Annotated in this window: 17 protein-coding genes and 2 pseudogenes; 6 read left to right on the forward strand and 13 right to left on the reverse strand. The window is 68.9% G+C overall.

Features of this window, described 5'->3' with window-relative positions; genetic code table 11:
• Position 1: 1 nt before the first annotated feature.
• Positions 2 to 1,453: a glycoside hydrolase family 32 protein gene (locus AC5WS8_RS18550; RefSeq protein WP_496104507.1), complete on the forward strand. Its 1,452-nt coding sequence runs from the start codon at positions 2 to 4 to the stop codon at positions 1,451 to 1,453.
• Positions 1,454 to 1,562: 109 nt separating this feature from the next.
• Complete coding sequence (locus AC5WS8_RS18555) at positions 1,563 to 4,499, forward strand: discoidin domain-containing protein (RefSeq protein WP_496104508.1); 2,937 nt, start codon at positions 1,563 to 1,565, stop codon at positions 4,497 to 4,499.
• Between the two features lie 204 nt (positions 4,500 to 4,703).
• On the opposite strand, the gene AC5WS8_RS18560 is transcribed toward AC5WS8_RS18555, so the two are convergent.
• Entirely contained in the window at positions 4,704 to 5,855 is a 1,152-nt protein-coding gene (locus AC5WS8_RS18560; protein ID WP_496104509.1) for a Dyp-type peroxidase, read from the reverse strand.
• Between the two features lie 83 nt (positions 5,856 to 5,938).
• Between AC5WS8_RS18560 and AC5WS8_RS18565 the strand changes: the two are divergent.
• Positions 5,939 to 7,283, forward strand: a pseudogene (locus AC5WS8_RS18565) (right-handed parallel beta-helix repeat-containing protein).
• A gap of 16 nt (positions 7,284 to 7,299) precedes the next feature.
• Here AC5WS8_RS18565 and AC5WS8_RS18570 read toward each other — a convergent pair.
• The 6 genes from AC5WS8_RS18570 to AC5WS8_RS18595 all read right to left on the reverse strand — a co-directional run bounded on the left by AC5WS8_RS18570 (position 7,300) and on the right by AC5WS8_RS18595 (position 15,335).
• The gene (locus tag AC5WS8_RS18570) at positions 7,300 to 7,980 is read right to left on the reverse strand and encodes a hypothetical protein (RefSeq protein ID WP_496104533.1); all 681 of its coding nucleotides are present in this window, start codon (positions 7,978 to 7,980) and stop codon (positions 7,300 to 7,302) included.
• A gap of 302 nt (positions 7,981 to 8,282) precedes the next feature.
• Positions 8,283 to 10,706: an SdrD B-like domain-containing protein gene (locus AC5WS8_RS18575; RefSeq protein ID WP_496104534.1), complete on the reverse strand. Its 2,424-nt coding sequence runs from the start codon at positions 10,704 to 10,706 to the stop codon at positions 8,283 to 8,285.
• An 853-nt stretch (positions 10,707 to 11,559) separates the two neighbouring features.
• A complete protein-coding gene (locus tag AC5WS8_RS18580) occupies positions 11,560 to 12,228 on the reverse strand; it encodes a response regulator (protein ID WP_496104510.1) in 669 nt (222 codons plus the stop codon).
• The gene (locus AC5WS8_RS18585; protein WP_496104535.1) at positions 12,225 to 13,493 is read right to left on the reverse strand and encodes a sensor histidine kinase; all 1,269 of its coding nucleotides are present in this window, start codon (positions 13,491 to 13,493) and stop codon (positions 12,225 to 12,227) included. The genes AC5WS8_RS18580 and AC5WS8_RS18585 overlap by 4 nt, the downstream gene beginning before the upstream one ends.
• 58 nt (positions 13,494 to 13,551) lie before the next feature.
• Positions 13,552 to 14,403, reverse strand: a complete 852-nt coding sequence (locus tag AC5WS8_RS18590; RefSeq protein ID WP_496104511.1) for an ABC transporter permease — start codon at positions 14,401 to 14,403, stop codon at positions 13,552 to 13,554.
• Entirely contained in the window at positions 14,400 to 15,335 is a 936-nt protein-coding gene (locus AC5WS8_RS18595) for an ABC transporter ATP-binding protein (protein ID WP_496104512.1), read from the reverse strand. Before AC5WS8_RS18595 ends, AC5WS8_RS18590 begins: the two co-directional genes overlap by 4 nt.
• Positions 15,336 to 15,572: 237 nt before the next feature.
• Between AC5WS8_RS18595 and AC5WS8_RS18600 the strand changes: the two genes are divergently transcribed.
• Positions 15,573 to 16,235: a hypothetical protein gene (locus AC5WS8_RS18600; RefSeq protein ID WP_496104513.1), complete on the forward strand. Its 663-nt coding sequence runs from the start codon at positions 15,573 to 15,575 to the stop codon at positions 16,233 to 16,235.
• A 212-nt stretch (positions 16,236 to 16,447) separates the two neighbouring features.
• On the opposite strand, the gene nhaC is transcribed toward AC5WS8_RS18600, so the two are convergent.
• Positions 16,448 to 17,941 (reverse strand): Na+/H+ antiporter NhaC, encoded by a 1,494-nt coding sequence (gene nhaC, locus AC5WS8_RS18605; protein ID WP_496104514.1) that lies wholly within the window; start codon positions 17,939 to 17,941, stop codon positions 16,448 to 16,450.
• A 108-nt stretch (positions 17,942 to 18,049) separates the two neighbouring features.
• Positions 18,050 to 18,715 (reverse strand): GntR family transcriptional regulator, encoded by a 666-nt coding sequence (locus AC5WS8_RS18610; RefSeq protein ID WP_496104515.1) that lies wholly within the window; start codon positions 18,713 to 18,715, stop codon positions 18,050 to 18,052.
• A gap of 223 nt (positions 18,716 to 18,938) precedes the next feature.
• On the opposite strand from AC5WS8_RS18610, the gene AC5WS8_RS18615 reads away from it, so the two are divergent.
• Positions 18,939 to 19,895: an asparaginase gene (locus AC5WS8_RS18615; protein WP_496104516.1), complete on the forward strand. Its 957-nt coding sequence runs from the start codon at positions 18,939 to 18,941 to the stop codon at positions 19,893 to 19,895.
• A gap of 217 nt (positions 19,896 to 20,112) precedes the next feature.
• Here AC5WS8_RS18615 and AC5WS8_RS18620 read toward each other — a convergent pair whose 3' ends face one another.
• Positions 20,113 to 20,679, reverse strand: coding sequence for a Uma2 family endonuclease (locus AC5WS8_RS18620; RefSeq protein ID WP_496104517.1), 567 nt, complete (start codon positions 20,677 to 20,679; stop codon positions 20,113 to 20,115).
• Positions 20,680 to 21,037: 358 nt separating this feature from the next.
• On the opposite strand from AC5WS8_RS18620, the pseudogene AC5WS8_RS18625 reads away from it, so the two are divergent.
• A pseudogene (locus AC5WS8_RS18625) lies at positions 21,038 to 21,136 on the forward strand (integrase); the annotation flags it as partial.
• A gap of 262 nt (positions 21,137 to 21,398) precedes the next feature.
• Here the strand turns inward: AC5WS8_RS18625 and AC5WS8_RS18630 are convergent.
• The 3 genes from AC5WS8_RS18630 to AC5WS8_RS18640 all read right to left on the reverse strand — a co-directional run bounded on the left by AC5WS8_RS18630 (position 21,399) and on the right by AC5WS8_RS18640 (position 23,015).
• Entirely contained in the window at positions 21,399 to 21,890 is a 492-nt protein-coding gene (locus AC5WS8_RS18630; protein WP_496104518.1) for an HNH endonuclease, read from the reverse strand.
• A 12-nt stretch (positions 21,891 to 21,902) separates the two neighbouring features.
• Complete coding sequence (locus AC5WS8_RS18635; RefSeq protein WP_496104519.1) at positions 21,903 to 22,448, reverse strand: GIY-YIG nuclease family protein; 546 nt, start codon at positions 22,446 to 22,448, stop codon at positions 21,903 to 21,905.
• 252 nt (positions 22,449 to 22,700) lie between these two features.
• Entirely contained in the window at positions 22,701 to 23,015 is a 315-nt protein-coding gene (locus AC5WS8_RS18640; protein ID WP_496104520.1) for a hypothetical protein, read from the reverse strand.
• Between the last annotated feature and the right edge of the window lie 336 nt (positions 23,016 to 23,351).

Genomic DNA, 23,351 nt, shown 5'->3' on the forward strand with positions numbered 1-23,351 from the left:
TGTGTCCACCGAACCCCGCGATCCGCGCTTTCCCGTGGCGCACCTGCGCCCGCCCCGCAACTGGATCAACGACCCCAACGGGCTGACCTTCCACGACGGCTACTACCACGTCTCCTACCAGTACAACCCGTACGGAGCGACCCACGCGAACCTGCACTGGGGCCACTTCCGCAGTCCCGACCTGCTGAGCTGGGAGCCGCTGCCGATCGCCCTGTCCCCGACCGCCGGTGGCGTGGACGCCGACGGCTGCTTCTCCGGCAACGCCGTCTCCGACAGCGGCCGGCTCGTCGCCTTCTACTCCGCGCACCGCGAGGACGTATCGCCCCAGCACCAGCCGATCACCCGCGCCGTCTCCCACGACGGCGGCCGCACCTTTCACCCGCACGGAGAACTGCTCATTCCCCAGTGGCCCGAGAACTGCACCATGTACCGCGACCCGTACGTCTGGCGGGACGGCGACCGGTGGCGGATGCTGGTCGGCGCCGCACTCGCGGACGGCCGCGCCGCCGCCCTCCTCTACGACTCGCCCGACCTGGAGAACTGGACCCACCGAGGGCCGTTCGCCACCCGCCACCCGGAGTCCGTCGGCGGCACCGCCCAACTCACCGGCGAGGGCTGGGAATGCCCCCAGTACCTCCCGGCGGCCGACGGCCGCGGCGCCCTGGTTTTCGGCGCGTGGACCGAACCCACCGGTCCGATGAGCGTCGCAGCCCTGATCGGCGAGGAGCGCGACGGTCGCTTCGAGGCCGGCGCACCGGTACCCCTCGACCACGGTCCCGACTGCTATGCGCCCGCCCTGCTGCGTGCACCCGCCGGTCGGTGGCTGCTGTGGGGCTGGTCGTGGGAAGCCCGCGACCAGGCCTGGGCCGTCGCGGACGGATGGGCCGGCGTCCTCACCCTGCCCCGGGAGATCCGTGTCGACGACGACGGCACGCTGCGCCAGCAGCCCGCCGCCGAACTGCTCGCCCTTCGCGGTGAGCACACCGTCCACGCCTCGGGAGAGACACACGGCCCGCAGCCGGTGGACCTCGGCAGCGTGGGCCGGGCCTTCGACCTGACGGCCCGCCTGGAACCCGGCGGAGAGGCCGGACTACGGCTGCTCACCACCCCGGACGGTGCCGAGTACCTCGACATCCGCCTCGATGCCGAGGCGGGCGAACTGACCGTCGACCGCGAGCACGCCTCACTGGACACGCGGGCCCTCGGCGGCTCGTATCGGATGCCCTGCCCCGCCGGCCGGCCCGTGGACCTGCGCGTGGTCGTCGACCACTCCATCACCGAGGTCTTCCTGACCACAACCGGCCAGGTCCTCACCCTGCGCTTCTACCCGACAGGGCAGGGACCGTGGCGACTCCAGGCCCACACTGCACCGGGTACCCGCCTCGGGTTCGCGGTCGACGCCTGGCAGCTGCACCCGCTCGTGATCAAGGAGCCGAGCACCGGCACCGCGTAGTCGGCCCTGACGCCGCCGACGCCGCCACAGAGCCGACTCCGAGTCGGTCATCCCTCCCCCCACCTGCCTTTCCCCGTCCTCGACAAACAGGTCCGAAGGAGGATCTTCGATGAGCTCGTACGGTCTCGGACGACGCCAGTTCCTCACCACCGCCATCGGCGTCGCCACAGCCTGGACCCAGGTTTCCGGGAAGGCCGTCGCCGCCCCGCAGCGGGAGGAAGCCACACACGGCAACTCCGTGCGGGTGTGGCTGACAGACGTCTCGGCCGACCAGTGGGTCGCCGGTCAGAGCGCCGTGCGCTTCCAGACGAAGCGAACGGCCAACCCGCTCACCATCGAGATCGACGACAGCGTCAGGTACCAAAGAGTCCAGGGCTTCGGTGCGGCCATGACCGATTCCGCCGCCTGGCTCATCAGCAAGCTGCCCACCGCCGGTCGAACCACGCTGATGCGGGAACTGTTCGATCCCTCGACGGGCATCGGCCTCAGCATGGTCCGCTGCCCCATGGGCGCCACGGACTTCAACGCCTCCGGAAACTACTCCTACGACGACATGCCGGCGGGACAGACGGATCCGACGCTGTCCGACTTCTCCGTCCGGCATGACGAGACGTACATCGTGCCCGCACTGCGGCAGGCTCTCTCGCTCAACCCGTCCATCAAGATCCTGGCCACGCCCTGGAGCCCGCCGGGCTGGATGAAGACCTCCGACTCCATGGTGGGAGGCACCCTCAAGAGCGAGTACACCTCCGCTCTGGCCGACTACTTCGTCACGTTCGTACAGGCGTACCGCAAAGCCGGCGTGCCGATCTCCTATATCACGCCGCAGAACGAACCCATGGGCACCCCCAGCTGGCCCGGCATGTTCCTGTCCGCCTACCAGGAATCCCAGGTGATCCAGGAGATCGGCCAGGCATTCGAGGCCAACGGAATCTCCACGAAGATTCTGGCGTGGGACCACAACTGGGATGTCCCCTCGTACCCCGAGACGATTTTCAGCGACCCCGCGGCCTCGAAGTACGCCGCTGGAACCGGATGGCACATCTACAGCGGCAATCCCGGTTACCAGACCCTGGTCCACAACGACTATCCGGGCAAGGAGGCCTATATCACGGAAGCCACCGGAGGTCTTTGGCAGGGCAGCACACGGACAGCGTTCAACGACGCGCTGGGAACGTGGATCATCGGCGGCATGCGCAACTGGGCGAACGGAGTCATGCTGTGGAACATCGCACTCGACCCCGCCATGGGCCCGCTCAACAGCGACACCGACGGCATACCCATGTGCCGAGGACTGGTCACGATTGATCCGGCCGGCGGGAAGGTGTCCTACAACGTGGACTACCACGCCCTCGCACATGCCAGCAGGTTCGTAAGGCCCGGAGCACACCGGATCTACTCGAACACCTTCGGGAAAGGAAGCATAGAGAGCGTGGCCTTCCGGAACCCGGACGGCTCGAAGGTCCTGATCGCACACAACTCGGGGAGCTCCGCGAAAACCTTCAGCGTCGCAGACGGAACACAGTCGTTCGACTACACGCTGAACGCCGGCGACGCCGTCACATTCACCTATTCGGGGCTCACGCAGAGCGGCAGGATCCGTGCGGCAGCCAATGTCTCGGACCCGACCCATGACTTTACGTTCAAGTCGCCGTCCGGTCCGGTCACGGTCACGTACGATCCGGCGCTGCTGTCCTATCGGAATGCCGTCCGCACCGGTGACGAGATACTCACCTACTCCCTTCCGGTCGGGGCTTCCATCCGGACGCCCGGCAGGGCACTGAGTCGTGGTCGGTGGACCGCCACGGCCTCCGCGAGCCCGGACTGGGGTGCGGCCGCGAACGCGATCGACGGCGATATCAACACGCGGTGGAATCTCGGGCACGGAACGGCGAGCGGCGACTGGTTCCAGATCGATCTGGGGAGCCCCACGAGCTTCAACAAGATCGTCTTCGCCACCGGCGAAGACAATTCCTTCGACTATGTCGCCAAATACCAGGTATATGTGTCGAACGATGGTGTCGACTGGGGCGGCGCGATAGCAAACGGCCCTGGGGGCATAGGAAGGATAGCCGTCACGTTGCCGCCCCGGACGGCACGGTACATTCGCATCGTCTGTACCGCGGCCTCCGGTTTCTGGTGGAGCATCAACGAGATCAACGTGTACGGGCCTTCGACTGGCACCGGTTCGATCGCAGCTCCGAAAGCCGTACCCAAGGGCCTGCAGTCGAAGACCTGGACCAGCCCGGAAGGGTCGGAGGTCACCGTGGTATTCAATGGGACCGTCACCAGTCGGAGTTTCCCGGTGTCCGCCGACGGCTCGTACACCTATACGCTCCCGAGCGGCACCTCCGCGATGTTCACCACCGACAAGCTGTCGAGCTTCCCCGCGCCGGTCCTCAGCGGTTTGACGCCGAAGCAGGGCATACCGCGCTCCAAGTTCACGATCAGCGGATCTCATTTCGGTGACACGCAGGGACTGGGTACGGTCCGTTTCGGATCGGCCTATGCCGAAATAGACAGCTGGTCGGACACCGGCATCAGCGCCTACGTTCCGAACGGCCTTTCAGCGGGGACGTTCAAGGTCTCGGTGAACGGCGCCGGCGGAGCAGACGCAGGTGGTTCTTCGTTCGACGTCGTAGACCTGGGTCCTGCGCTGCCGCGGACGGGTTGGACCGCAACGGCTTCGAACGCAAGTTCCGGCGATGCGCCCGGAAACATGCTGGACGGCGACTCCGGCACTCGGTACAGCTCCGGAACAGGGCAGTACAACGGTCTCTGGATTCGAATCGACATGGGGCAGGCGCAGACTTTCGACACGATTGTGTGGGATGTCGGCAGCAGCACCGACGACTATGCCCGCAGCGCGGACGTGTACGTATCCACGGACGGAACCGACTGGGTCAAGGTTTCCTCCGTGACAGACGGCCAACGGGTGCAACCGGTGTCCTTCGCGACGCAGACAGCTCGCTACGTCAAGGTCGTCAACACCGGCGACGTCGCGAGTAACTGGTGGTCGATCGCAGAATTCAACGTATACAGCTGACCTCCGGGTGTTGCGCGAGGTGAAACCCGTCGGACGCGGAGGTGCGAGGAGACCGGCCTCCTGCCGGTCCGGCTGAACGACCTCCGCCCCGGCGCGGCGACCGGCGAGGGGGCTGCAACTCGGCGAGCGCCGGGACAGCGCCGCGCAGGGGCACGACCGGTATCGGCGGGTGGGCGGACGGCCATCGCGCCGTCGGCCGCCTGTTCAGCGGAACATGCTCGCGCCGAGCGGGTGGTGGTGATCGAAGCCGGGAAGGATCAGGAAGGTCGCACTGGCGGTGGTGGTGGTGAATCGCAGCAGCGCGTCGGAGTCATCCATATGGGTGAGGGTGCTGGTGAACGTGCGTATGTCGTTCTGGAAGCTGATGAAGAGCAGGCCGGGGGCCGGGTCGTCGGTGTTGTAGGAGCGGCGGAGCATGAGGCCGACGCCGACCACGTTGGGGTTGGCCCGGCGGACGTGGGCGTCTGCCGGGACGAGGTAGCGTCCGTCCGGTGTCTTGGCGCCGAGGTTCGGGTCGGAGGCCGTGGTGCCGCCGGAGAGGGGCACGCCGGTGGCTCTGCGCCGGCCGAAGACCGCCTCCTGGTCGGCGACGGAGAGCGCGGCGAATCGTGGCAGGTCGAGTTCCATGCGCCGCAGTACGGCAAGGGTGCCGCCGGCGACGGGAGCCGGGCCGGTCAGCCACAGGTGGCGTTGCTGCTCGGCCGTCGTGTGCGGGCCCACGATGCCGTCGATGAAACCGAGCGGGTTGCGTGGCGCGGAGAGGCCCTGACCGACGGGGGTGTTCGGGCCGCGGCGTCCGGACTGCCGCCAGCGTTCGCGTAACCGGTCACCGGCCTGCGCCAGGAGCGCGGCGGCGACGACCGGTAACAGCAGCGGGTCGCCGGCGCAGATCTGCATCAACAGGTCGCCGCCGCGTGCCTTCGGGGCGATCCGCTCGCGGGAGAAGCGGGGGAGGTCCGTCGCGCCCGGCAGGGCGGGGTCGGCCGTGCGCACCAGGCGGGGGCCGACTCCGATGGTCACGGTGAGATCGCCCGGGGGAAGGCCCAGCAGTCGGGGATCGGTTCCCGCGGTGAGCCTGCGGATCGCGTCGCCGAGTTCGGCCAGCAGCGGGCCGGCGGCCGCGGCGTCAGCGAGGTCGGCCACCACTGCCAGCAGGTTCGGCTGGACCGGTTGCGGGAGTGCGATGCCTGCCTGATGGCGGCCGGTCGGCGGCACCGGGTGAGTCGGCGTGGGGGAAGCGGGCCGGCTCGGCTGAGCCGCATGCGATTCGCACCCGGCGGTGAGCCCGGTGGCCGCCACGGCCCCGGTGGCACCGATGAACGCACGGCGTGACGGATGGGAATCGGCTCGGCTCACGGCGTGAAGGATGCCATATCCGTTTCGGGGACGGCGAGTTGAGCGGCCCCCGTGCCAGGACGACTTCATGCCAGGATGAGGTCATGCTTCGTCTTCGCCTTCGCGTGATGCTCGCCTTATTGATCACACTGACATGTGCCCTGGCGGGCTGCGGGTCCGGCGACGGCGGATCGAGCCACGGTCGGCGACCGTCCGGTGAGCGGGTGACGATCAGAGTGCCGGCGGACGCCCCGACGATCTCGGATGCGGTGTCTCTCGCTCGGTCCGGTGATCTGGTGTTGGTCTCGCCGGGCGTGTACCACGAGTCGGTGAAGATCTCCACGCCGCGCGTCACTCTTCGTGGTGAGTCCCGGGACAAGGTCGTCATCGACGGGCGGTTGCGGCAGCCGAACGGCATCGTTGTCGCCGCGCCCGGGGTGGCCGTGGAGAACCTGACCGTGGAGAACAACACGCAGAACGGGGTTCTGGTCACCGGTTCGGCGAAGGCGGCCGCCGGACTGCCGGGGCAGAGCGGCGGCTACGACACGGGCGATGAGCCGGTGACCTTCCTGAAGTCGTTCCTGGTCTCGTACGTGACCGCGACGCGCAACGGCCTGTACGGGATCTACGCGTTCTCCGCGCAGAACGGTGTCATCGAGCACTCGTACGCCTCGGGCGGGGCCGACTCGGGCATCTATGTCGGGCAGTGCAAGCCCTGCCACATCGTGGTGCGGGACAACGTCGCCGAACTCAACGCGGTCGGTTACGAAGGCACCAACGCCAGTGGGGACATGTACGTGGTCGGCAACCGCCTGGTCGGCAACCGGGTCGGCCTCACCACCGACTCCGATCACCAGGAGAAGCTGCTTCCGCAGCAGGGTGCCGTCGTGGCGGGCAACCTGATCGCTGCCAACCAGCAGCAGGCGACCCCCCGAACAGGCCGACGGGGGGTGGGGCATCGGCATCGGCATCGACGGTGGCAGCGACAACCAGTTCATCCGCAACCGCATCGCCGGCAACAGCAACGCCGGACTGGTGATCACCGCGTCGGCCGACATCCCGCCGAACGGCAACCGAGTCCTGGACAACACCTTCACCGCCAACGGAGTCGACGTCGGCTGGACGTTTCCCACCGCCACGCGGGGACGGGGCAACTGCCTGCGCGGCAACGACCTGCGAACGACGGTGCCCTCCCGGCTCGCGACGACCACGTCCTGTCCGCTTCCGGCCCGCTCGCCCTCGCCGTACGGCAGGTGGGCGATGCCGACGGCACCCGGTGGCATCCCGTTCACCGAGGTCGCGGTGCCTGGTCCCCAACCGCAGTTCCCCCACGCCGGCACAACGGGCGCCACCGCAGTCCCGGCCGTTCCGGCCATGCCGGATGCGGCGAGGATCCCCCTGCCGTCGGCGTCCCTGCTCGCCGCGGGCGCGCGGGTGCAGACGTCGTGAGCGTCCTGCGCAGCGGCTACGGCGGCGGGGTGACTCCGGGGACCGGCTCGACCGGAACGTACTTCTGGGTGTCGAAATCGATGACCACCGGCCGCGACTCGGATGCCACGCCGGCGCGGACCCGGTACATGGTGCCGTCCGAGCCGATCCAGTAGCGCACGGCGTCCGCGGTGCCGGACTTGGCACGGGAGTTGGGCCCGGTCATGACATCCACCTGATGGCCGTCCACCCGGTCCCGTCCGACCCAGAGGGCACCGTTCTGCGGCAGCAGTTCGGCGTTGTCCGGCCGGTCGCTGCCGAGACCGAGCGCGATGGCCAGCGAACTGTCCAGCGCGCTGCCGGACGACTGCAGCGGACGGCTGTACCAGCCCGAGCGGGGAGGCGCCGCGGGTGCGTGCGCCGGGGCGTTCGCCATCGGGTGGACGAACACCGAGGCGGCCGTCCACTCGATCAGCCCGTCGCTGGACGTGTCGCGCCCGGTGCCGTGCACCACGCCGTAACCGACCTTGCCCCGGTAATCGACGGACCCGGTGACGACCAGCCCGCCGGCGGTGCCCGGCACAGTGATCCTCACCGCGCGGCCCTTCGCCTCGTAGTTACGGAACCGCGTGATCGCCAGCCGGTTCGCCTCGTCCGAGGTCAGTGCGCGCGGACCGCTGGAACCGGGGCCGCCGCCGACGGCCAGGAACGCGGCCACCGCGACGGCCGCTGCGCCGACGACGGCTGCCGCCCAGCGAGGCCGCAGCCATCGACGCCGGCCTGCCGCACGGCCTGGTAGAGCCTGCTGGGTTCTCACGCTCCGCACGCGGCTCGACGATGACACTCTTCTGATTCACCCTCTCAATCACCACACCGCTCGGCCGCCGTGCGGACGCGGCGGCCTTCGGCAGTCCAGTGACAGACGACGTCATGGCCGGCCTCGCGGACCGGCTCGGACGTGCTCTGCCCGCCCGCGCCATCCGGGCCGCGAGCGGGCAGAGCACTCGTTGTTCGGTTCGTTCAGTGTTTCTGAGCGCGACGCTTCCGGCTCACGAACGCGATGACCGAGCCCGCACCGACCAGAAGGGCGACGAGGGCGATCATCTCGGGCAGGTCGGACGTACCGGTGTGCGCCAGCGAACCCGAGTCGCCACCGGCCGGGGCCGGGTTGTTGGCAGGCGGCGCGGGTGACGGCGGCACGGACGACGTCGGCGGCGAGGTCGGCCTCGCGGTCGAGGTCCCGGTCGGGGTCGGCGTCGGCGTCGGGGTTGCCTTCGGGATGTACACCCCGGCGTCGATCGTGTGATCGACCCCGCCCGGCTTGTCCGGCGCCGTGACAGGCGCGTAGCCGTTGCACAACTGACCGGTGGTCGGCGGCGTCACATTCGAGTCATGCGCCCGGTTGCTACCGGCCCGCGGGAGCGTGAACCGCAGCTCGCTCGCCGGAGGCCGGCTCGGCACCTTACTCGTGTCCGCGGTGCACACGTCGAACTGCACCGTGTATTTCGCACCCGGCGTGAGCTGGTAGGCGGCGCCGACCCCACCGAAGTAGTACTCGCCTGCCGCATCGGTCCTGGTCGTGGCGACCTGCTTGCCGCCCGCGTCCAGCAGGTTGATCGTCGCACCCGGCAGCAGCACTTCCGCCGGGTCCTGGATCCCGTTGTGGTCGCCGTCGAACCACACGAGGTTACCGATCTGGATCGGCGCGTTCGCCGCCGCGTACGCGATGTCACCGAGGCCGCCGGCCTTGCCGAACCCGCCTTGGAACCGGCTGACGAACTGGAACCCGTTGTGGGTCGGGTCGTCGCCCGGGCCCTGACCGGTCGTGATGTTGTGGTAACCGGTCCCTGAGGTCGCGACGTCGGCGACCGGGTCGAACTCCGTGCTGACGACCCACTGCTGCTGCGGGATGTAGGCCACCGACCCCAGCGCGGTCTCGTGGTGCGCGTTGGCGTAGAAGTCGCCCGGGAAGTACTCGACGACACCGGCGGCCTGGCCGCCACTGTTGGCGGGGGTGGCGTGGTTGGGGCAGCTCCCGGTGCCTTCCCACTGGTATTCACCGGTGGGAGTGGCGCAGACCATGGTGATGTCACCACCGGACATAGCGGTTTCCGCCGTGTTGTTCCCCGGGCGGGGGTCGAGCCCTCCCCAACTGAGAACGTCCATGAACCGGTCGCGGAAGCCCAGGATCATCGAACCGTCACGGCCGAAGGCCATGGAGGCCAGCTCCGGCTGCGGATCGATGAAGTTGTTGCTGCCGGGGGCCGTCATCCGTTCGTTCCACGTGGCCGGGCTGGTGTTCCACGGGTTCCAGTGGGTGGCCTTGTCGCCGGAACCGAAGACGCTGCCGCGCTTGTAGGTGAGCGCGTGGGTCAGCACCGTGGTGAACCGCTTGCCGTCGTAGGTGTAGACGACGGCCTTCAGGTCCGCGCGCTGTTGCGTGCTCTCCGCGTTGCACACGCCGCCGACGTAGAGCTTGTTGTCGTGCGTGGCCAGGCCGAACGGCCGCCAGTCGGTCGGCGCCGCGCACCCCGGGTCCGGGATCGGCACCGTCGCCTCGGGAGCCGAGGCGGTGGCCCCGGTCGGGTCGAAGCTCACCAGACTCCGGCTCAGCAGGTTCACCGCGTACAGCGTGGAACCGTCCTCCGACAGAGTCAGGCCACCGATGCTCTCCTTGCCCGGTGCGTTGGTGAAGCCGGGATCCTTGATCATGTCGGCGCTGTCGTGCGGTGTCAGTGCGGCGCCCGGCACCCGCGCGAACAGCTTCGGCGCACCGCCGCCGTGGGTCGGCACGGTGTAGATCGCGCCGGCGCCCTTCGGCCCGTACGGGGCGTACCGGCGGGCGAACGCACTCTGGAACAACCGGCTGCGGTACTTGTCGTACGCCAACCCGAACGTCGTGCCCACCTGGGCCTGCGTGGCCAGCGTGGCCGGGCACGCCACGTTGGTGGGACACGTGCCCCGGGTCTTCGTCCCGAACGCCACCAACGCCCGGGTGTCGGTCCCGTTGGCGCCGTTCTGGACCGGTACGAAGTACCGCGAGTCGGGCAGCGCGTAGTCGGCGGGGTCCCATACCCCCGTCACCACCGAGGCGTTCTTGCCGTCCGACACATCCACGAACGACGTGAAGCTGTCGAAGTGGTTCGCCGCGGTCGAAGCCGGCGCCGCCTGCAGGTAATCGCTGTAGGGCGCCGGGACGCTGACGTCGACCCGGTACTGGCCGCCGCTCAGCACGGTCGACCGCGACACCACGACCTTTCCGGTGGCGTCCGTGACACCGGTGACCTGGTGCCCGGCGGGGTCGGAGATCTCCACCCTCATGCCCCGCTGCGGCACGTCCATGGTCGCGTTGACCACGCCGGTGCCGAAGAAGTCGCGCAGTACCTCGACCGTCAGCGTGCCGTCGGCGGTCGATGCGGCGGCCGGTCCGGCTGCCGCTCCCATGGCGCCGCCCGCCATGAGAAGAACGGATAATCCGATGCGCGCCAGCGGCCCCACGGCCGTCCGGCGCGGGTCTCTTCCGACCTGATTCATGGCATCACACCCCACACTTCTCTTGTCCTGGAAATAGCGCCCACCTCTCGCTGCACGTCCACTCCGGGGTCCCGGGCGAGAACGCCGGCCCCGAACACCGACGGAAAAACGAAAAGGGGCCCACTGCTGATTGCGGGCCACTCTGCGATGATTTTATGAAGATATTATGGTCGATGTGTAAGCGTCGCGGGCCAGGAAAAACAAACGCGTGTTCCCGGCCTCGGGCGGGACGGCCCCGGGTTGCGTGTTTCTGCGGCTCAACCACGATGCTTCCCCCACCGCCGACTTACCCACCGCCATCGCGAGCAGTGCGCGCCGTACTCTATCCGCTGAAGTCTCGTCTTTACCAGCCGAACCCATTTGTATCCGTCTGGATTCGCGACGGTCCCCACGTCCGAGCGCCCGGATAAAGGGGACCGGAGGAATGTGGGGGAGCGACGTGATGGCCGGAAACAGGACCCCTCGGGTGCGTGACGCCTGGATGACGCGTTGTGATGTGCTCGTCGCGGCTGTCGCGACGACGGGTGCCGTGACGGCAGATCCGCTTGGCCGGCGGCGGTGGTCGGACCGCGCTCGGGTCGGACTGGTCTGACGATCCGCCCAGCGCCCCACGAACGCCCGGAGACAGCCCTCCGGCGTGCCGTCAGCCGGGCCCATGCCCGGCTGACGGTGGGAGACTGCCGAGCTCCTGGCGGACGGGATCGAGGAGCGCGCACCGACGTCCGCTGTCCGAGGAGGCGCTCCGATCGCCCGTGCCGCGGGCTCAGCCTGCCTGCGGTCGGGCCAGGCCGTGGTCGTAGGCGAAGATCACGGCCTGGATGCGGTCGCGGGCGCCGATCTTGGACAGGACGCGGCCGACATGTGTCTTGACCGTGGACTCCGACAATACGAAATGCGTGGCGATCTCGCCGTTGGACCAGCCCTTGCCGATGGCCACGAGGATTTCGCGTTCGCGGTCGGTGAGGGCACTCAGGCGCGGGTCCTCGGCCGAGCCGTTGCCACCGGCCGGTACGAACCGGGCGAATTCGTGAAGCAGGCGGCGGGTGAGCGCGGGCGCGATCACCGCGTCGCCGACGGCCACGGCGCGGATGCCCGCGAGGAGTTCCTCGGGACGGGCGTCCTTGAGCAGGAAGCCGCTGGCTCCGGCGCGCAGGGCCGCGTAGACGTACTCGTCGATGTCGAACGTGGTCAGGATGAGCACCCGCGAGCGGCCGCCGGTGGCGACGATGCGGCGGGTGGCTTCGATGCCGTCCATACCCGGCATGCGCACGTCCATCAGGACGACGTCGGGGCGGAGTTCGGCGGCCTTGCGGACGGCCTCGGTTCCGTGCGCGGCCTCGCCGACCACCTTCGTCTCGGGCACGGAGTCGAGGAGCATGCGGAAGCCGTACCGCTGGAGCGGCTGGTCGTCCACGATGAGCACGGTCGTCATCGGGCACCACCCTGGGGAGCGAGGTCGAGGGTGGCGCGCACCGTCCAGCCGGCGCCGGCCGGACCCGCGCTGACATGGCCTCCGTAGAGTGCCGCTCGTTCCCGCATGCCCACCAGGCCGTGTCCTTCCTCGTTCGCCGCGCCGGGACGGACGGCCGGTGTGGGTGGCCCGGAGTCCTGGACGGTGATGGTCAGCCGTGCGTCCTCAACGACGACGGCCAGGTTCGCACGGGCGCCCGCGCCGGCGTGTTTGAGGGTGTTCGTCAGGGCCTCCTGCACGATGCGGTAGACCGTGAGCTGCACCCCGCTGTCGAGGGCGTCGATGTCTCCGGCCGTACGGTAGACGACCTCCAGGCCGGCGGCGCGTACCCCTTCGCACAGCGCGCCGATGTCCGTGAGATCGGGCTGCGGGCTCAGCTCGGGGCCGGCCGGCGGGCCGTCCGCCTCGCGCAGCACACCGAGTACCCGGCGCAGTTCGCTCAGGGCCTGGCGACCGGTGTCGCCGATGAGGTGCAGGGCTTCCTTTCCCCGCTCCGGGGCGGCGGCCGTGGCGTAGGCGCCCGCGTCGGCGAGGGTGATGATGACGGACAGGTTGTGGCCGACGATGTCGTGCATTTCGCGGGCCACCCGCGTCCGCTCGGCAGCTACGGCGAGCCTGCCGCGCTGGTCGCGTTCGATCTCCAGCCGGGCCGCGCGGTCCCGCAGCCCGGCCAGCTGGGCACGCCGGATGCGGATCATCAGGCCGAGGGCGAGGGCCGCGGTCGCGGTGCTGAGCAGGAAGAAGAGCGCGTCCCAGACCGACATCGCCGCCGATACCCTCGCCGCCACCAACCCGAGTGCCCCTGCTGTCGCTGCGCAGGCCCAGGGCAGCTGCCGTAGCCGTCCGTGCAGGGTCAGGCTGTACAGGGCGACGAAGAGGGCGACGTCCGCACGGAGCGCGGCGCCGAGCGACCACTGGAGAACGAACACGGCCGTGACGGCGCCGAAGGCCACTGCGGGTGCCCGGCGTCGCCACAGCAGCGGCAGCACCAGCCCGGCCTGCAGGGCCAGCATCCCCACCACGGGCAACCGGGTGAACGCCACCCGGAAGCGGCGCGGTCCGTCACCGTCTCCGCCCGTCGCGCCTGCCGCGTGCAGCACGTCCGGCAGGCAGAAGAGCAGGACGACCAGGACCACCACCGCGGTGTCCAGCACCCACGGCCGGCCCTGGTCGGCATGCCGGAGCCGCTGGGCGGCCCGGCCGAGCCGGGCGACCAGCGGCCCCATCCCGCTGAGATCTTCGGTGGTCACGGAGGTCACCAGCCCATGATGCGGGTGACTGCGCTCAGACGTCGCTGCGCAGCAGCCGGTACGCCGCTCCGGCCAGCGCCAGTGCCGTCCAGCCGAGGAAGACCAGCAGTCCGGCGCCCGGTGACAGGCTGGTCGAGTCGTGGGTCAGTGCGAAGATCGACTCACCGGCGTGGCTCGGCAGGTAGGGGTCGATGTTTCCCTGCCACGAGCTGGGCAGCAGGGAGATCAGCCCGGGTACGAGCATCAGGGCGGCCACGAGCACCGAGATGCCTCCGGCCACCGACCGCAGCAGCGCTCCCAGAGCCGTGCCGATCACGCCGACCAGGCCCAGGTACAGCCCCGCGCCCAGCAGGCTGCGTACGACGCCGGCGTGACCGAGGCCCATGGCGGCGGGCGTGCCGGACACGATCCGGCTGCCGACGAGGAAGGCGACGAACGCGCCGACGGTCGCGATCACCAGGGCGACCAGCCCGTACACGGCCGCCTTCGACCACAGCACGGGCAGCCGGCGCGGCACCGCGGCCAGGGTGGAGCGGATCATGCCGGTGGAGTACTCGCCCGCCGTGACCAGCACTCCGAGCACGCCGAGGGCGAGCTGGGCGAAGTTCGTGCCGAAGAGGGACAGACTCACGGCGGTCGCGGTGGCGAAGTCGCGGTCCATGTGCCGGCCGGAGGTGAGATTGGACTTGTAGTGGCTCGCGGCTATGACGCCGAAGGCGACGAGGAACAGCAGGCCGAGGCCGAGGGTGATCCAGGTGGAGCGCAGGGACCAGAGCTTGGCCCACTCGGAGGCCAGCACGCGTCGGCCGGTCACCCGGTAGGCCGGTCGGGCCGGAGCGGCCGGCGTGGTCTCGGGGGTCCCGGGGGTTGCCGTGAGGGTGCTCATGCTGCGCTCCCTGAGGTCTCGATGCCGGTCGTTCCGTGGTACTCCACGGCGTCCCTGGTCAGTTCCATGAACGCCTCCTCCAGCGACACCGCCTTCGTGGTCAGCTCGAACAGGGGGATCCCGTGCTTGGCCGCCTTCAACCCGATCTCGCGGGCGGACAGCCCGGTGACCTGCAGTTCCTCGGAGCCGATGCGGCCGGTGATCTCCACGTCCGGCCCGGCCAGTACGTCCCGCAGCTGCGCGGGGTCGTCCGTGGCGACCTTCACGGTGTCGCCGCCCGCCTCGCGGACCAGCTCCTGCACGGTCGTGTCGGCCAGCAGCCGGCCACGCCCGACGATGATCAGATGATCCGCCACCAGCGACACCTCGCTCATCAGGTGCGAGGAGACGAACACCGTGCGCCCCTCGGCCGCGAGGGAGGTGAGCAGGTTGCGGATCCAGAGGACGCCCTCGGGGTCCAGGCCGTTGACCGGCTCGTCCAGCATCACGGTCTGCGGATCGCCGAGCAGGGCGGCCGCGATGCCGAGCCGCTGCCCCATGCCGAGGGAGAAGGCACCGGCCCGCTTCTTCGCGACGCTGCCGAGACCGGCCAGTTCGACGACCTCGTCGACCCTGCGGCGCGGGATACCGTGGGTCAGCGCGAGCGCACGCAGGTGGTTGTAGGCCGAGCGGCCCGGGTGAATCGACTTCGCCTCCAGCAGCGCCCCGACCTCCTGCAACGGCGCCTGGTGGCGGGCGTAACGCTGTCCGTTCACGGTGACCGTGCCGCTGGTCGGCGCGTCGAGTCCGACGATCATGCGCATCGTCGTGGACTTGCCCGCCCCGTTGGGGCCGAGGAATCCGGTGACCGTGCCCGGCTTCACGGTGAAGTCCAGCCCGTCGACGGCGGTCTTCTCCCCGTACCTCTTGGTGAGTTGCTGTGCCTCGATCATTCGCGTTCTCTCTTTCGGACTCCGGCGCCCGAAACGCTTGACGCCTCCTCCGCCACGCTAAGTCCGGGATCTGCCGGATCCGGTGGTACCGAGGACTGAACAGCGGTGGGCGGGTGGTACCGCGGTACTACGACGGGGCCGGTGAGAACGGAGCGACGGTGAACCTGCGCGGCCGGCTCGGCTGTCGGCAGGTTTCGATGGTGGCCGAGGGTGCGGACCCGCAGGACGGGGGCGGTCGTGACAGTCGGGCTGGCCGTCCCGGCGATCGTCCTCGCCACAGCCTGGACCGCCACGGTTCAGCGCGCCTACGTCGCCCAGGCCAACGACGGGACGGTGCCGGTGGACGACACCGTCACCACCACCGGCCACACCGAACCCGGTGGCACCGCCACCGCTGACCCCAGCGGCACCGACAGCACCGATGCCACGGGCAGTACCGGCCTCACATTCACGGTCATCCCAGTCAGCCGACCCTCCCTGACCATCACCAAGCGTCACGCGGACACCTTCACCCGGGGCGAGGACGGCGCTTACACCATCACTGTGGGCAACGTCACCGCGGCCGGCCCGACCAATGGCACCACGGTCACCGTCCACGACATCCTTCCCGCGGGTCTTCGGGCCGAAAGGATCACCGGCAGGGGATGGCACTGCATTCCGGCCACCCTCACCTGTACCCGCAGCGACGTCCTGCGTGCCGGGTACAGCTACCCGCCCGTCACCCTGAAGGCCGACGTCTCCTGCACCGCCCGTGCACGGGTCACCAACACCGCTACCGTCACTGGAGGCGACCCCACCACACACACCGCCACCGACATCACCACCATCAAGCACCAGGAGCACCACGGACGCGACGGCCACCACGGGCGTCATGGCCACTGCGATCGCCACGAGCACTGACAGCACTCAGTGGAGTCGTCGACCGCGCGTCCGTGCGCGAGGATGCGGTGCGCGCGATGCGCACCGCCATCCGGGCGGTGCGCACCGGGTGTGGTCCACCCCCTCGCCGGTGCGCACCGTGCGCATGATGCACCGCGCTACCGAACCCGATCGGTGCGCACCGCCGGACGCGTCCGACACGCATCCGTCGACTCGGAGTGAAGTGGAGCCGGTCACACAAGGGCCTTCGATGTCTGCTGCACGGCATTGCTCGGCTCCTTGACCCGGGCGATGCCGAATCCGGTGAAGCCGCAGATGATCGCGAACACGGCGCCCAGGTAGTTGAGGAAGGCGTACGGTGCGTAGGCGACCGTCGCCACGCCCAGTGTCGTGGACATGTACATTCCCGCCTCGGTCCAGGGCACCAACGGGACGAACACCGTGCCGGAGTCCTCCAGCGTCCGCGAGAGGTTCTTGGCGGCGAGGCCGCGCTCTCGGTAGACGTCCCTGAACGCCTGGCCGGGGATCAGGATCGCCAGGTAGGACACGCCCATGGCCAGTGCCGTGCCCAGCGAGGAGAGCGAGGTGGCCAGGATGAGGCCGCCGGTACGGCGAACGCGCCGCAGCAGACGGTGCATCAGTACGTCCAGGCAGCCCGCCTCGGTGAGGATCCCGGCGAGCGCGAAGCCGACCAGGCCGATGAGGATGGTCTGTGCCATGGAGGCCATTCCGCCGCGGTTCAGCAGCGTTTCGGCGGCGGCGGGCAGCTTGGAGGGGGCGACGCCGTGCCCGGCCAGCATCGTCATGTTGAAGCCCTTCGACGCGGCGTCGCTGACGTCGTGGATCGTGAAACCCTGAACGGCCATACCCAGAACGGCCGCGACCACCGAGGACAGCACGATCGTCGGCACGGGGGGCTTCTTCATCATGGCGCCCGCCAGCACCACCACGGGCGGCAGCAGGAGCAGGACGTTGAAGTCGAAGGCGTGGTTGAGGGCCGTCAGCAGGGCGTCCGAGCGGGCGGCGGAGTGCGCGTCGGTGTGCTGTGTCAGGCCGAGGACGAAGTACAGGACCGCTGAGACCCCGGCCGCCGGGAGCGTGGTGTAGAAGAGGTGGCGGATGTGCTCGAAGAGCGTCGAACCTGCCACCGCCGGCGCGAGGTTGGTGGTGTCGGACAGCGGCGACATCTTGTCGCCGAAGTAGGCACCGCTCACGATCGCGCCCGCGGTCACCGGCAACGACGCACCCAGCCCGGCGGCGACACCCATGAGCGCGACGCCGACCGTGCCGACCGAGCCCCACGAGGTGCCGGTCATGGTGGAGACCACCAAGGTGATCAGGAACGCCACCAGGACGATCCAGGTCGGCTGGATGACCCGCAGACCGAAGTCCACGATCATCGGGATGGTGCCGCAGAGCGTCCAAGTGCCGATGAGCATGCCGATGGCGACGAGGATGAGCAGCGCCGGCATCGCCGAGTCGATCTTCTCGCGGATGCCCTGGAGCATCTCCTCCCAGGTCACCCCCAGCCGCCAGGCGATGATTCCGGCGCACGAGCCGGCGGCTATGAGCAGGACGACCGGGTTGAGCCTGAGCCAGATCGAGCCCGGGATCAGGAGCGCCAGCATGAGCACGATGGGCAGGGCCGCCTCAAACAGCGTCGGTGTGCGGCGCGGGCGGCGGCGTGGTGACGCCTGCGCGGCGTCGACGACGGGCGTTTCGGGCATGGGGACGGTCCTCCTCGAAGCCGGGCATGCCGGCAGACGGGTGCGAGGGCGTGGACAAGAAGGGTGTGGGGAGCGGCGAAGGAGAGCAGCGGTGCCGGACGTGGATCGTCAGTCGCGGGAGGCGCGGGTGCCTGTCATGTCGGTGATCATCTGCAGCCGTACACGGTCGAGGTGACGTTCCATCAGCTCGGCGGCACGGTCGGCCTGTCCCTGGGCGATGGCCTCCGCGAGCGCCTCGTGGTCGGCCAGCGAGGCGTCGGTGTGCGACGCGGCCACGTCCTGTCGGCTGCGCACCACGATGATCTGCTGGTGCACCCGCAGCACCTGCTCGGTGATGCGGGGGCTGCGGGCCGCGTCGAGCAGCGCACGATGGAAGTCGAGGTCGCTGTGGTGGGCGAACTGGCGGCCCGCGGCGAGGAGTTTCCTCGACCGTTCGCAGGCGCGGCGCAGTGCGGTGATGTCCTTGCGGTCGCGCCGTACGGCGGCCAGGCGCGCGGCGGCGGTCTCGAGCGCTGATCGCAGCTCGAAGAGCGCCTCGATCTCGCCCGGCTCGGCCTCGAACACGACAGCGCCCTTGTTGGGGCGGTGCACCAGGAGGCCCTCACTGACCAGCTGCCGGATCGCCTCGCGCAGGGGTCCCCTGCTGATGTTCAGCTCGCGGGCGAGCTCGACCTCGTTGATGCGGGTACCCGAGGCGATCTGGCCACTGAGGAGGCGTTCGCGAAGCGTCTCGACCATCTGGACGGCGAGGCCGCGCTGAAGGGTGTCAGGCATGTGTGCCTCCCGTCCGTTCAAGGCTGACCGCTGTTGAACGCGAGGCCACGGGTGTGTCCGGAGCCGGCGACTGCGGTCGAAAAGTGTTGACAGATGACAGTGGACAGGGCCCGATCGGAGTCTGTCAATAGTCCGCGAGGCATCGACGAGAGCGCCGTGAAGTGATAACTGTTGACAGTTGGGTCCGCCCGGCCGGTCCGGCCGAAGAGGTAGGGAGCGCGTCATGCACGTGGTGGTGGCGGAGGTCTGGCGAGGAGACTTCCTCGAGTCGGTGCACCACGGAACGGTCCATGCGGCCGGGCCGGACGGGCGGACCGTGCTGAGCGTCGGTGAGCCGGACCGCCCGATGTACCCGCGGTCGGCCAACAAGCCCCTCCAGGCACTCGGCATGCTGCGCGCCGGACTCGACCTGGACGGCGAACTGCTGGCACTGGCCTGTGCGAGCCACTCCGGCGAAGCCTTCCACCTCGACGGCGTGCGCAGAATCCTCAAGGACGCCGGGCTCGACACCAGTGCGCTGCAGTGCACGGCCGCCCTGCCCATCGGCGAAGCTGCGCTGCGCACCTACCTCGCCGACGGCGGCGTCCCCACCCCGCTGACCATGAACTGCTCGGGCAAGCACGCCGCGATGCTCGCCACCTGCGTCGCAGGCGGCTGGGACACGGCGACGTACCTGGACCCGAACCACCCGCTGCAGCGCGCACTGCGCGAGACGATCGAGGACTTGGCCGACGAAAAGGTCGCTGCGACCGGCGTCGACGGCTGCGGAGCACCGCTGTTCGCCATCGGCTACCGGGGCCTGGCCCGGGCGTTCGCCAAGCTGGCCACGGGCCGCGAGGGATCGCTGGAGCGGCGGGTCGCCCGGGCGATGAACACACACGCCGAATATGTCGGCGGAACAGGCCGGGACGTGACCCGGCTCATGGGTGCACTTCCGGGGGCGGTCGCCAAGGACGGCGCGGAAGGCGTCTACGCGATGGCACTCCCCAACGGTTCGTCCATCGCTCTGAAGATCGCCGACGGCTCCACCCGGGCTCGATCTGTCGTCATGATCGCCGCGCTACGTCGGCTCGGCGTCGACACGGACACCGATGAAACCCTCACCGAACTGGCCACCACCCCCGTCCTTGGGCACGGCAAACCGGTCGGCGCGGTGCGCGCCACGCAGATACTGCGGTAGCAGTCATCGCGTCCGGCCCACCCGCGCCCGTCCACCACGCGCCTTGTGGAACGCACCGCGCCCACGGGGCGTGGCGGGTGCCCGGCGCTGCCGACCGGTGCTATTTCCCCTGGTCAGAACCCCACGGCGAGCCCTCTGATCCGGCTCATGCCGCTCTGTATCGGGCCGTCCGCTCACGCGTCGCCCACGCGCTGCCGGCTGCTGAGCAGTGTGTGGGTCAGACCTGGCCGAGGTCGATCTCCACCGGGAAGGGAGCCACTGCCTTGAGGACGCCGGTGAACACGTCTCCGTCCCGGTAGGTCTTCGTCGCGGGGTCGAGAACGTAGGTGTACACGAGGGGAACACCTGTCGCGGCCTGCTCGATCCGCCAGTAGAAGCCGATGCCCGCCTTGGCGTACTGGTCGACCTTCACGATCCGGTCAGTGGTCTCTGAGCCAGGCGACACCACCTCCGCCACCAGCAGCACGTGCTCAGGGCGGGTGGGGGTGATGTCGATCGTGTCTGCGCGGTACACGACGACGTCCGGACGGCGATTGGTGAGCGGGACATCCTGAAGTCGGACGTCGAAGTCCGTGTCGGCGTTCCACTCTGTGCCCGCGGCGGCGTCCAGGACGTTCGCCAGAATACGGGCCAGCCGGTTGTGCCGCTTGGACGCACTCGGACTCACGACGACCATCCCGTCCACGATCTCGATGCCCGCACACTGCTCCTCGGACCAGGACTCGTACTCCTCCGCCGTGATCTGCTCATGCATCCACGCCGGGGCCACCATCTCGGCCGTCATGAAGCACCTCCCGGACACTGTGCTGCGGGCCCGATCCCGCTGGATTCAGCGTACTGTCTGCCATCCGTCCGGCCCCTCCCTCTCGGCCGTCATCCGGCCGGCGAGCCCACGACAAGTGAGGAACCGGCGCGGTGGACTCGTCACCGGGGGATCGGAACAGACGAGCGGCCCCCTGAGACGGTGCAGGCTGCCCCGGCCGAACGGCGGGGCGCCGCCCTCGCCGGTCTGGCCGGTGAGCGGTACCCGTCACTCACGCAAAGCAGCCCCGGAGGAGGTGTCCGAGGCCGAGTAGAGTGCCTCCCTGAGGGCAAACCCCAGTTCAGCGGCTTACTACGCTGTGCGATTTCGCTGATCAATACTCACGATGGACGTGTACACGCACGTCGTCCAGGACACCCAGCGCGAGGCCATGAGCCACATGGACCGCCTGCTGCGGAGGCGCCCCGGTCGTCAGTGACCGCCCTCGTTGATGTCAAAGCTGGATGTCAAAGGCCCCGGACCATGATCGGTCCGGGGCCTTTTGGCTGGTGCCCCCGGCAGGATTCGAACCTGCGACACCCGCTTTAGGAGAGAGGCTGGGCCGTAGGACGGGTGACCTGCGGCTTTGCTGGCCGGGCCAGCGGGCACGATTGCGCCCGTCAGCCACCCTGGTTGACCGTGGCTGACCCTCGTATCTGGCACGGCTGTGGCACGCGCCTCCTTCGTAGAGGCGTGCGCGGTCAGCGCCCTTCGCATTCGTAGCGTTCCACCCGACGCGCCAACTTGGCGCGATACCTCTCGGGTGAGTGGAAAGCCTGAGAGCGGTGGACCATGTCCTCGGCCCTGAGGCTTTCTGCGTAGGCCTGGAGCGCGGGTATCCGGAGGAGGACAGCTCGCTGCGCTTCGGCTTCCTCGACAGTCCCCAGTGGGGTGTTGGCGTTGCGTTCATGGTTGCAGCCCCAGTGGGTGAGGCGCACGTTGTCGCGCGTGTCAGTGCCGCCGGCCGCGATAGTGCGGATGTGGTCGATGCTCGGCGACCGAGGGTCTGGATGCTGATAGGCCTGGTCCACTGGACCTTGGCATAGGCCACAGATCCAGCCGTCCCGTTCGCCGATTTCTACCGCTGTGTAGCGTTCGACGCTTCCATTGCTCCGCATGCGCTCACGGCGGCGTCGATCCTGGGCGCGCTTGGCTTCGCTGCGCCGAGGGGTGGGCAGGTCTTCGTTGCTCACCTGTGCTTCCCTCTACTTGATGATGGGCAAGGCTCTTGCCCGCTGCCGAGCTTTGGCGCGCACTTCTTTGAGGCGGTCGTGAAAGCCATTGTGACGGTTCTGGTCGAGGTTCAGGGGCAGGTCATGCTGGGCGATGATTTCCGACTCCAGCGTCCACGGTTCGTCGTGTTCCAGCCAGCACACCTGCGCGTGGTCGGCCATCCACTGACTGAGGCTTGCTTCCCCGCTCTTACCGAACGTCAGGCGGTTCCCGCTACCTACGCGGCGTAGCTCGAGCCCGAGCAGACAGCCAAGGGTCAGCCGCAGAGTCGATCCAGCCGCATTGCCCCGGTAGTGGTACCGCACGCGTTTCCTCAGGTTCTGCGTGCTGGTCCGGTTGGACATGTGGCGCGGAGCTATGCCGACGTACAGCAGTCGTCCTGGGGGCAAGTCGGGGTGGGGTGCCTCCTTGACGTGCCACCCGTAGACTCCGGCCGCTGCTGGTACAGGGCATTGCCGCACCAAGACCTCTCGCGCCGACCACAGCCGTGCAGGACTGGTGAGGGCGGTCGCATCCATGGAACCTCCACCGTTGGAAAGCACATTGGGCGCAGGCTACTTGGCGACAACGACAGGAGAAGCGCGCGGCAGTGATGCGTGCCACCCGGTTCCGTCGGCAGGAGGCCCTCAGCTTGGGAAGCTTGGGTCCTACGAGTTCGACAGGCTTACTGACCTGCTGCGGAGCGGCCTCATGACATGTGGACGTACTGGGTGAGTGACCGCTGTTCCCCTTGGTTCCCCGCACTATCTGGCACGGGTCTGGCACGCTGCTTACCGTGGCCCCTGTGGCTTGGGGACATCCTTGTCGATCAGCGCGTTGATGAACTCGACCGCGAACCGGTGTGATTCGGGTGACACGTCGGTGGGCTCCTCCGCGTACCAGCGGAAGGTCTCCAGGTTCCGCTCGGCCTCGTTCAACCAGTTGGCCAGGCGGTGAAGCTCCCCTTCGCTGAGCCTGATGGCGGCCTGATGAACCCACGCCTCATCTGGCCCGGCGTAGGTCCCCAGAGCACTGACGGCCAGCTCTACAAAGTCGGGCGCGAAGACGGCCTGGCACAGCTTGCGGGTGGCAGGAGAGACCGGCATAGGCCGAGGATGCAGCGTGCGGGGTGGTAGAGCAAGACAGAGTCGTCGCGGGCTGACGTACCCGTGATACCTACCTGTCTTCTTGCCCTGGGTCTTGCCGGGGATCTTGGGGAGCTGGGTTTTTGCTGTTCAGAGGCGGTGGGCTCGTGCGTCTGGTGGTCGTTGTTGGTCGTCATTGGCCACTGTTGAGCGGCCTCGGACGGCCCAGAGACGGCCCAGCTCTGCCGCACTTGACTGGCGGCCGGCACCTTCGATCCGTCCTGTCTGAACCTCAGCCGACGACAGTCAGCCACGACGGCGGGCGCGCCGACCGACCACGCACGTGTATGCCTCGCT

The organism is Streptomyces sp. PTL18 (assembly GCF_059510295.1).

What these genes read in the sequence shown, in the direction of transcription:
- AC5WS8_RS18615 (WP_496104516.1), top strand. Translation starts at nt 18,939, where the DNA reads ATGCACGTGGTGGTGGCGGAGGTCTGGCGAGGAGACTTCCTCGAGTCG.
- AC5WS8_RS18575 (WP_496104534.1), bottom strand. Translation starts at nt 10,706, where the DNA reads ATGGGAGCGGCAGCCGGACCGGCCGCCGCATCGACCGCCGACGGCACG.
- AC5WS8_RS18580 (WP_496104510.1), bottom strand. Translation starts at nt 12,228, where the DNA reads ATGACGACCGTGCTCATCGTGGACGACCAGCCGCTCCAGCGGTACGGC.
- AC5WS8_RS18585 (WP_496104535.1), bottom strand. Translation starts at nt 13,493, where the DNA reads ATGGGGCCGCTGGTCGCCCGGCTCGGCCGGGCCGCCCAGCGGCTCCGG.
- AC5WS8_RS18640 (WP_496104520.1), bottom strand. Translation starts at nt 23,015, where the DNA reads ATGCCGGTCTCTCCTGCCACCCGCAAGCTGTGCCAGGCCGTCTTCGCG.
- AC5WS8_RS18590 (WP_496104511.1), bottom strand. Translation starts at nt 14,403, where the DNA reads ATGAGCACCCTCACGGCAACCCCCGGGACCCCCGAGACCACGCCGGCC.
- nhaC (WP_496104514.1), bottom strand. Translation starts at nt 17,941, where the DNA reads ATGCCCGAAACGCCCGTCGTCGACGCCGCGCAGGCGTCACCACGCCGC.
- AC5WS8_RS18610 (WP_496104515.1), bottom strand. Translation starts at nt 18,715, where the DNA reads ATGCCTGACACCCTTCAGCGCGGCCTCGCCGTCCAGATGGTCGAGACG.
- AC5WS8_RS18635 (WP_496104519.1), bottom strand. Translation starts at nt 22,448, where the DNA reads ATGGATGCGACCGCCCTCACCAGTCCTGCACGGCTGTGGTCGGCGCGA.
- AC5WS8_RS18620 (WP_496104517.1), bottom strand. Translation starts at nt 20,679, where the DNA reads ATGACGGCCGAGATGGTGGCCCCGGCGTGGATGCATGAGCAGATCACG.
- AC5WS8_RS18555 (WP_496104508.1), top strand. Translation starts at nt 1,563, where the DNA reads ATGAGCTCGTACGGTCTCGGACGACGCCAGTTCCTCACCACCGCCATC.
- AC5WS8_RS18595 (WP_496104512.1), bottom strand. Translation starts at nt 15,335, where the DNA reads ATGATCGAGGCACAGCAACTCACCAAGAGGTACGGGGAGAAGACCGCC.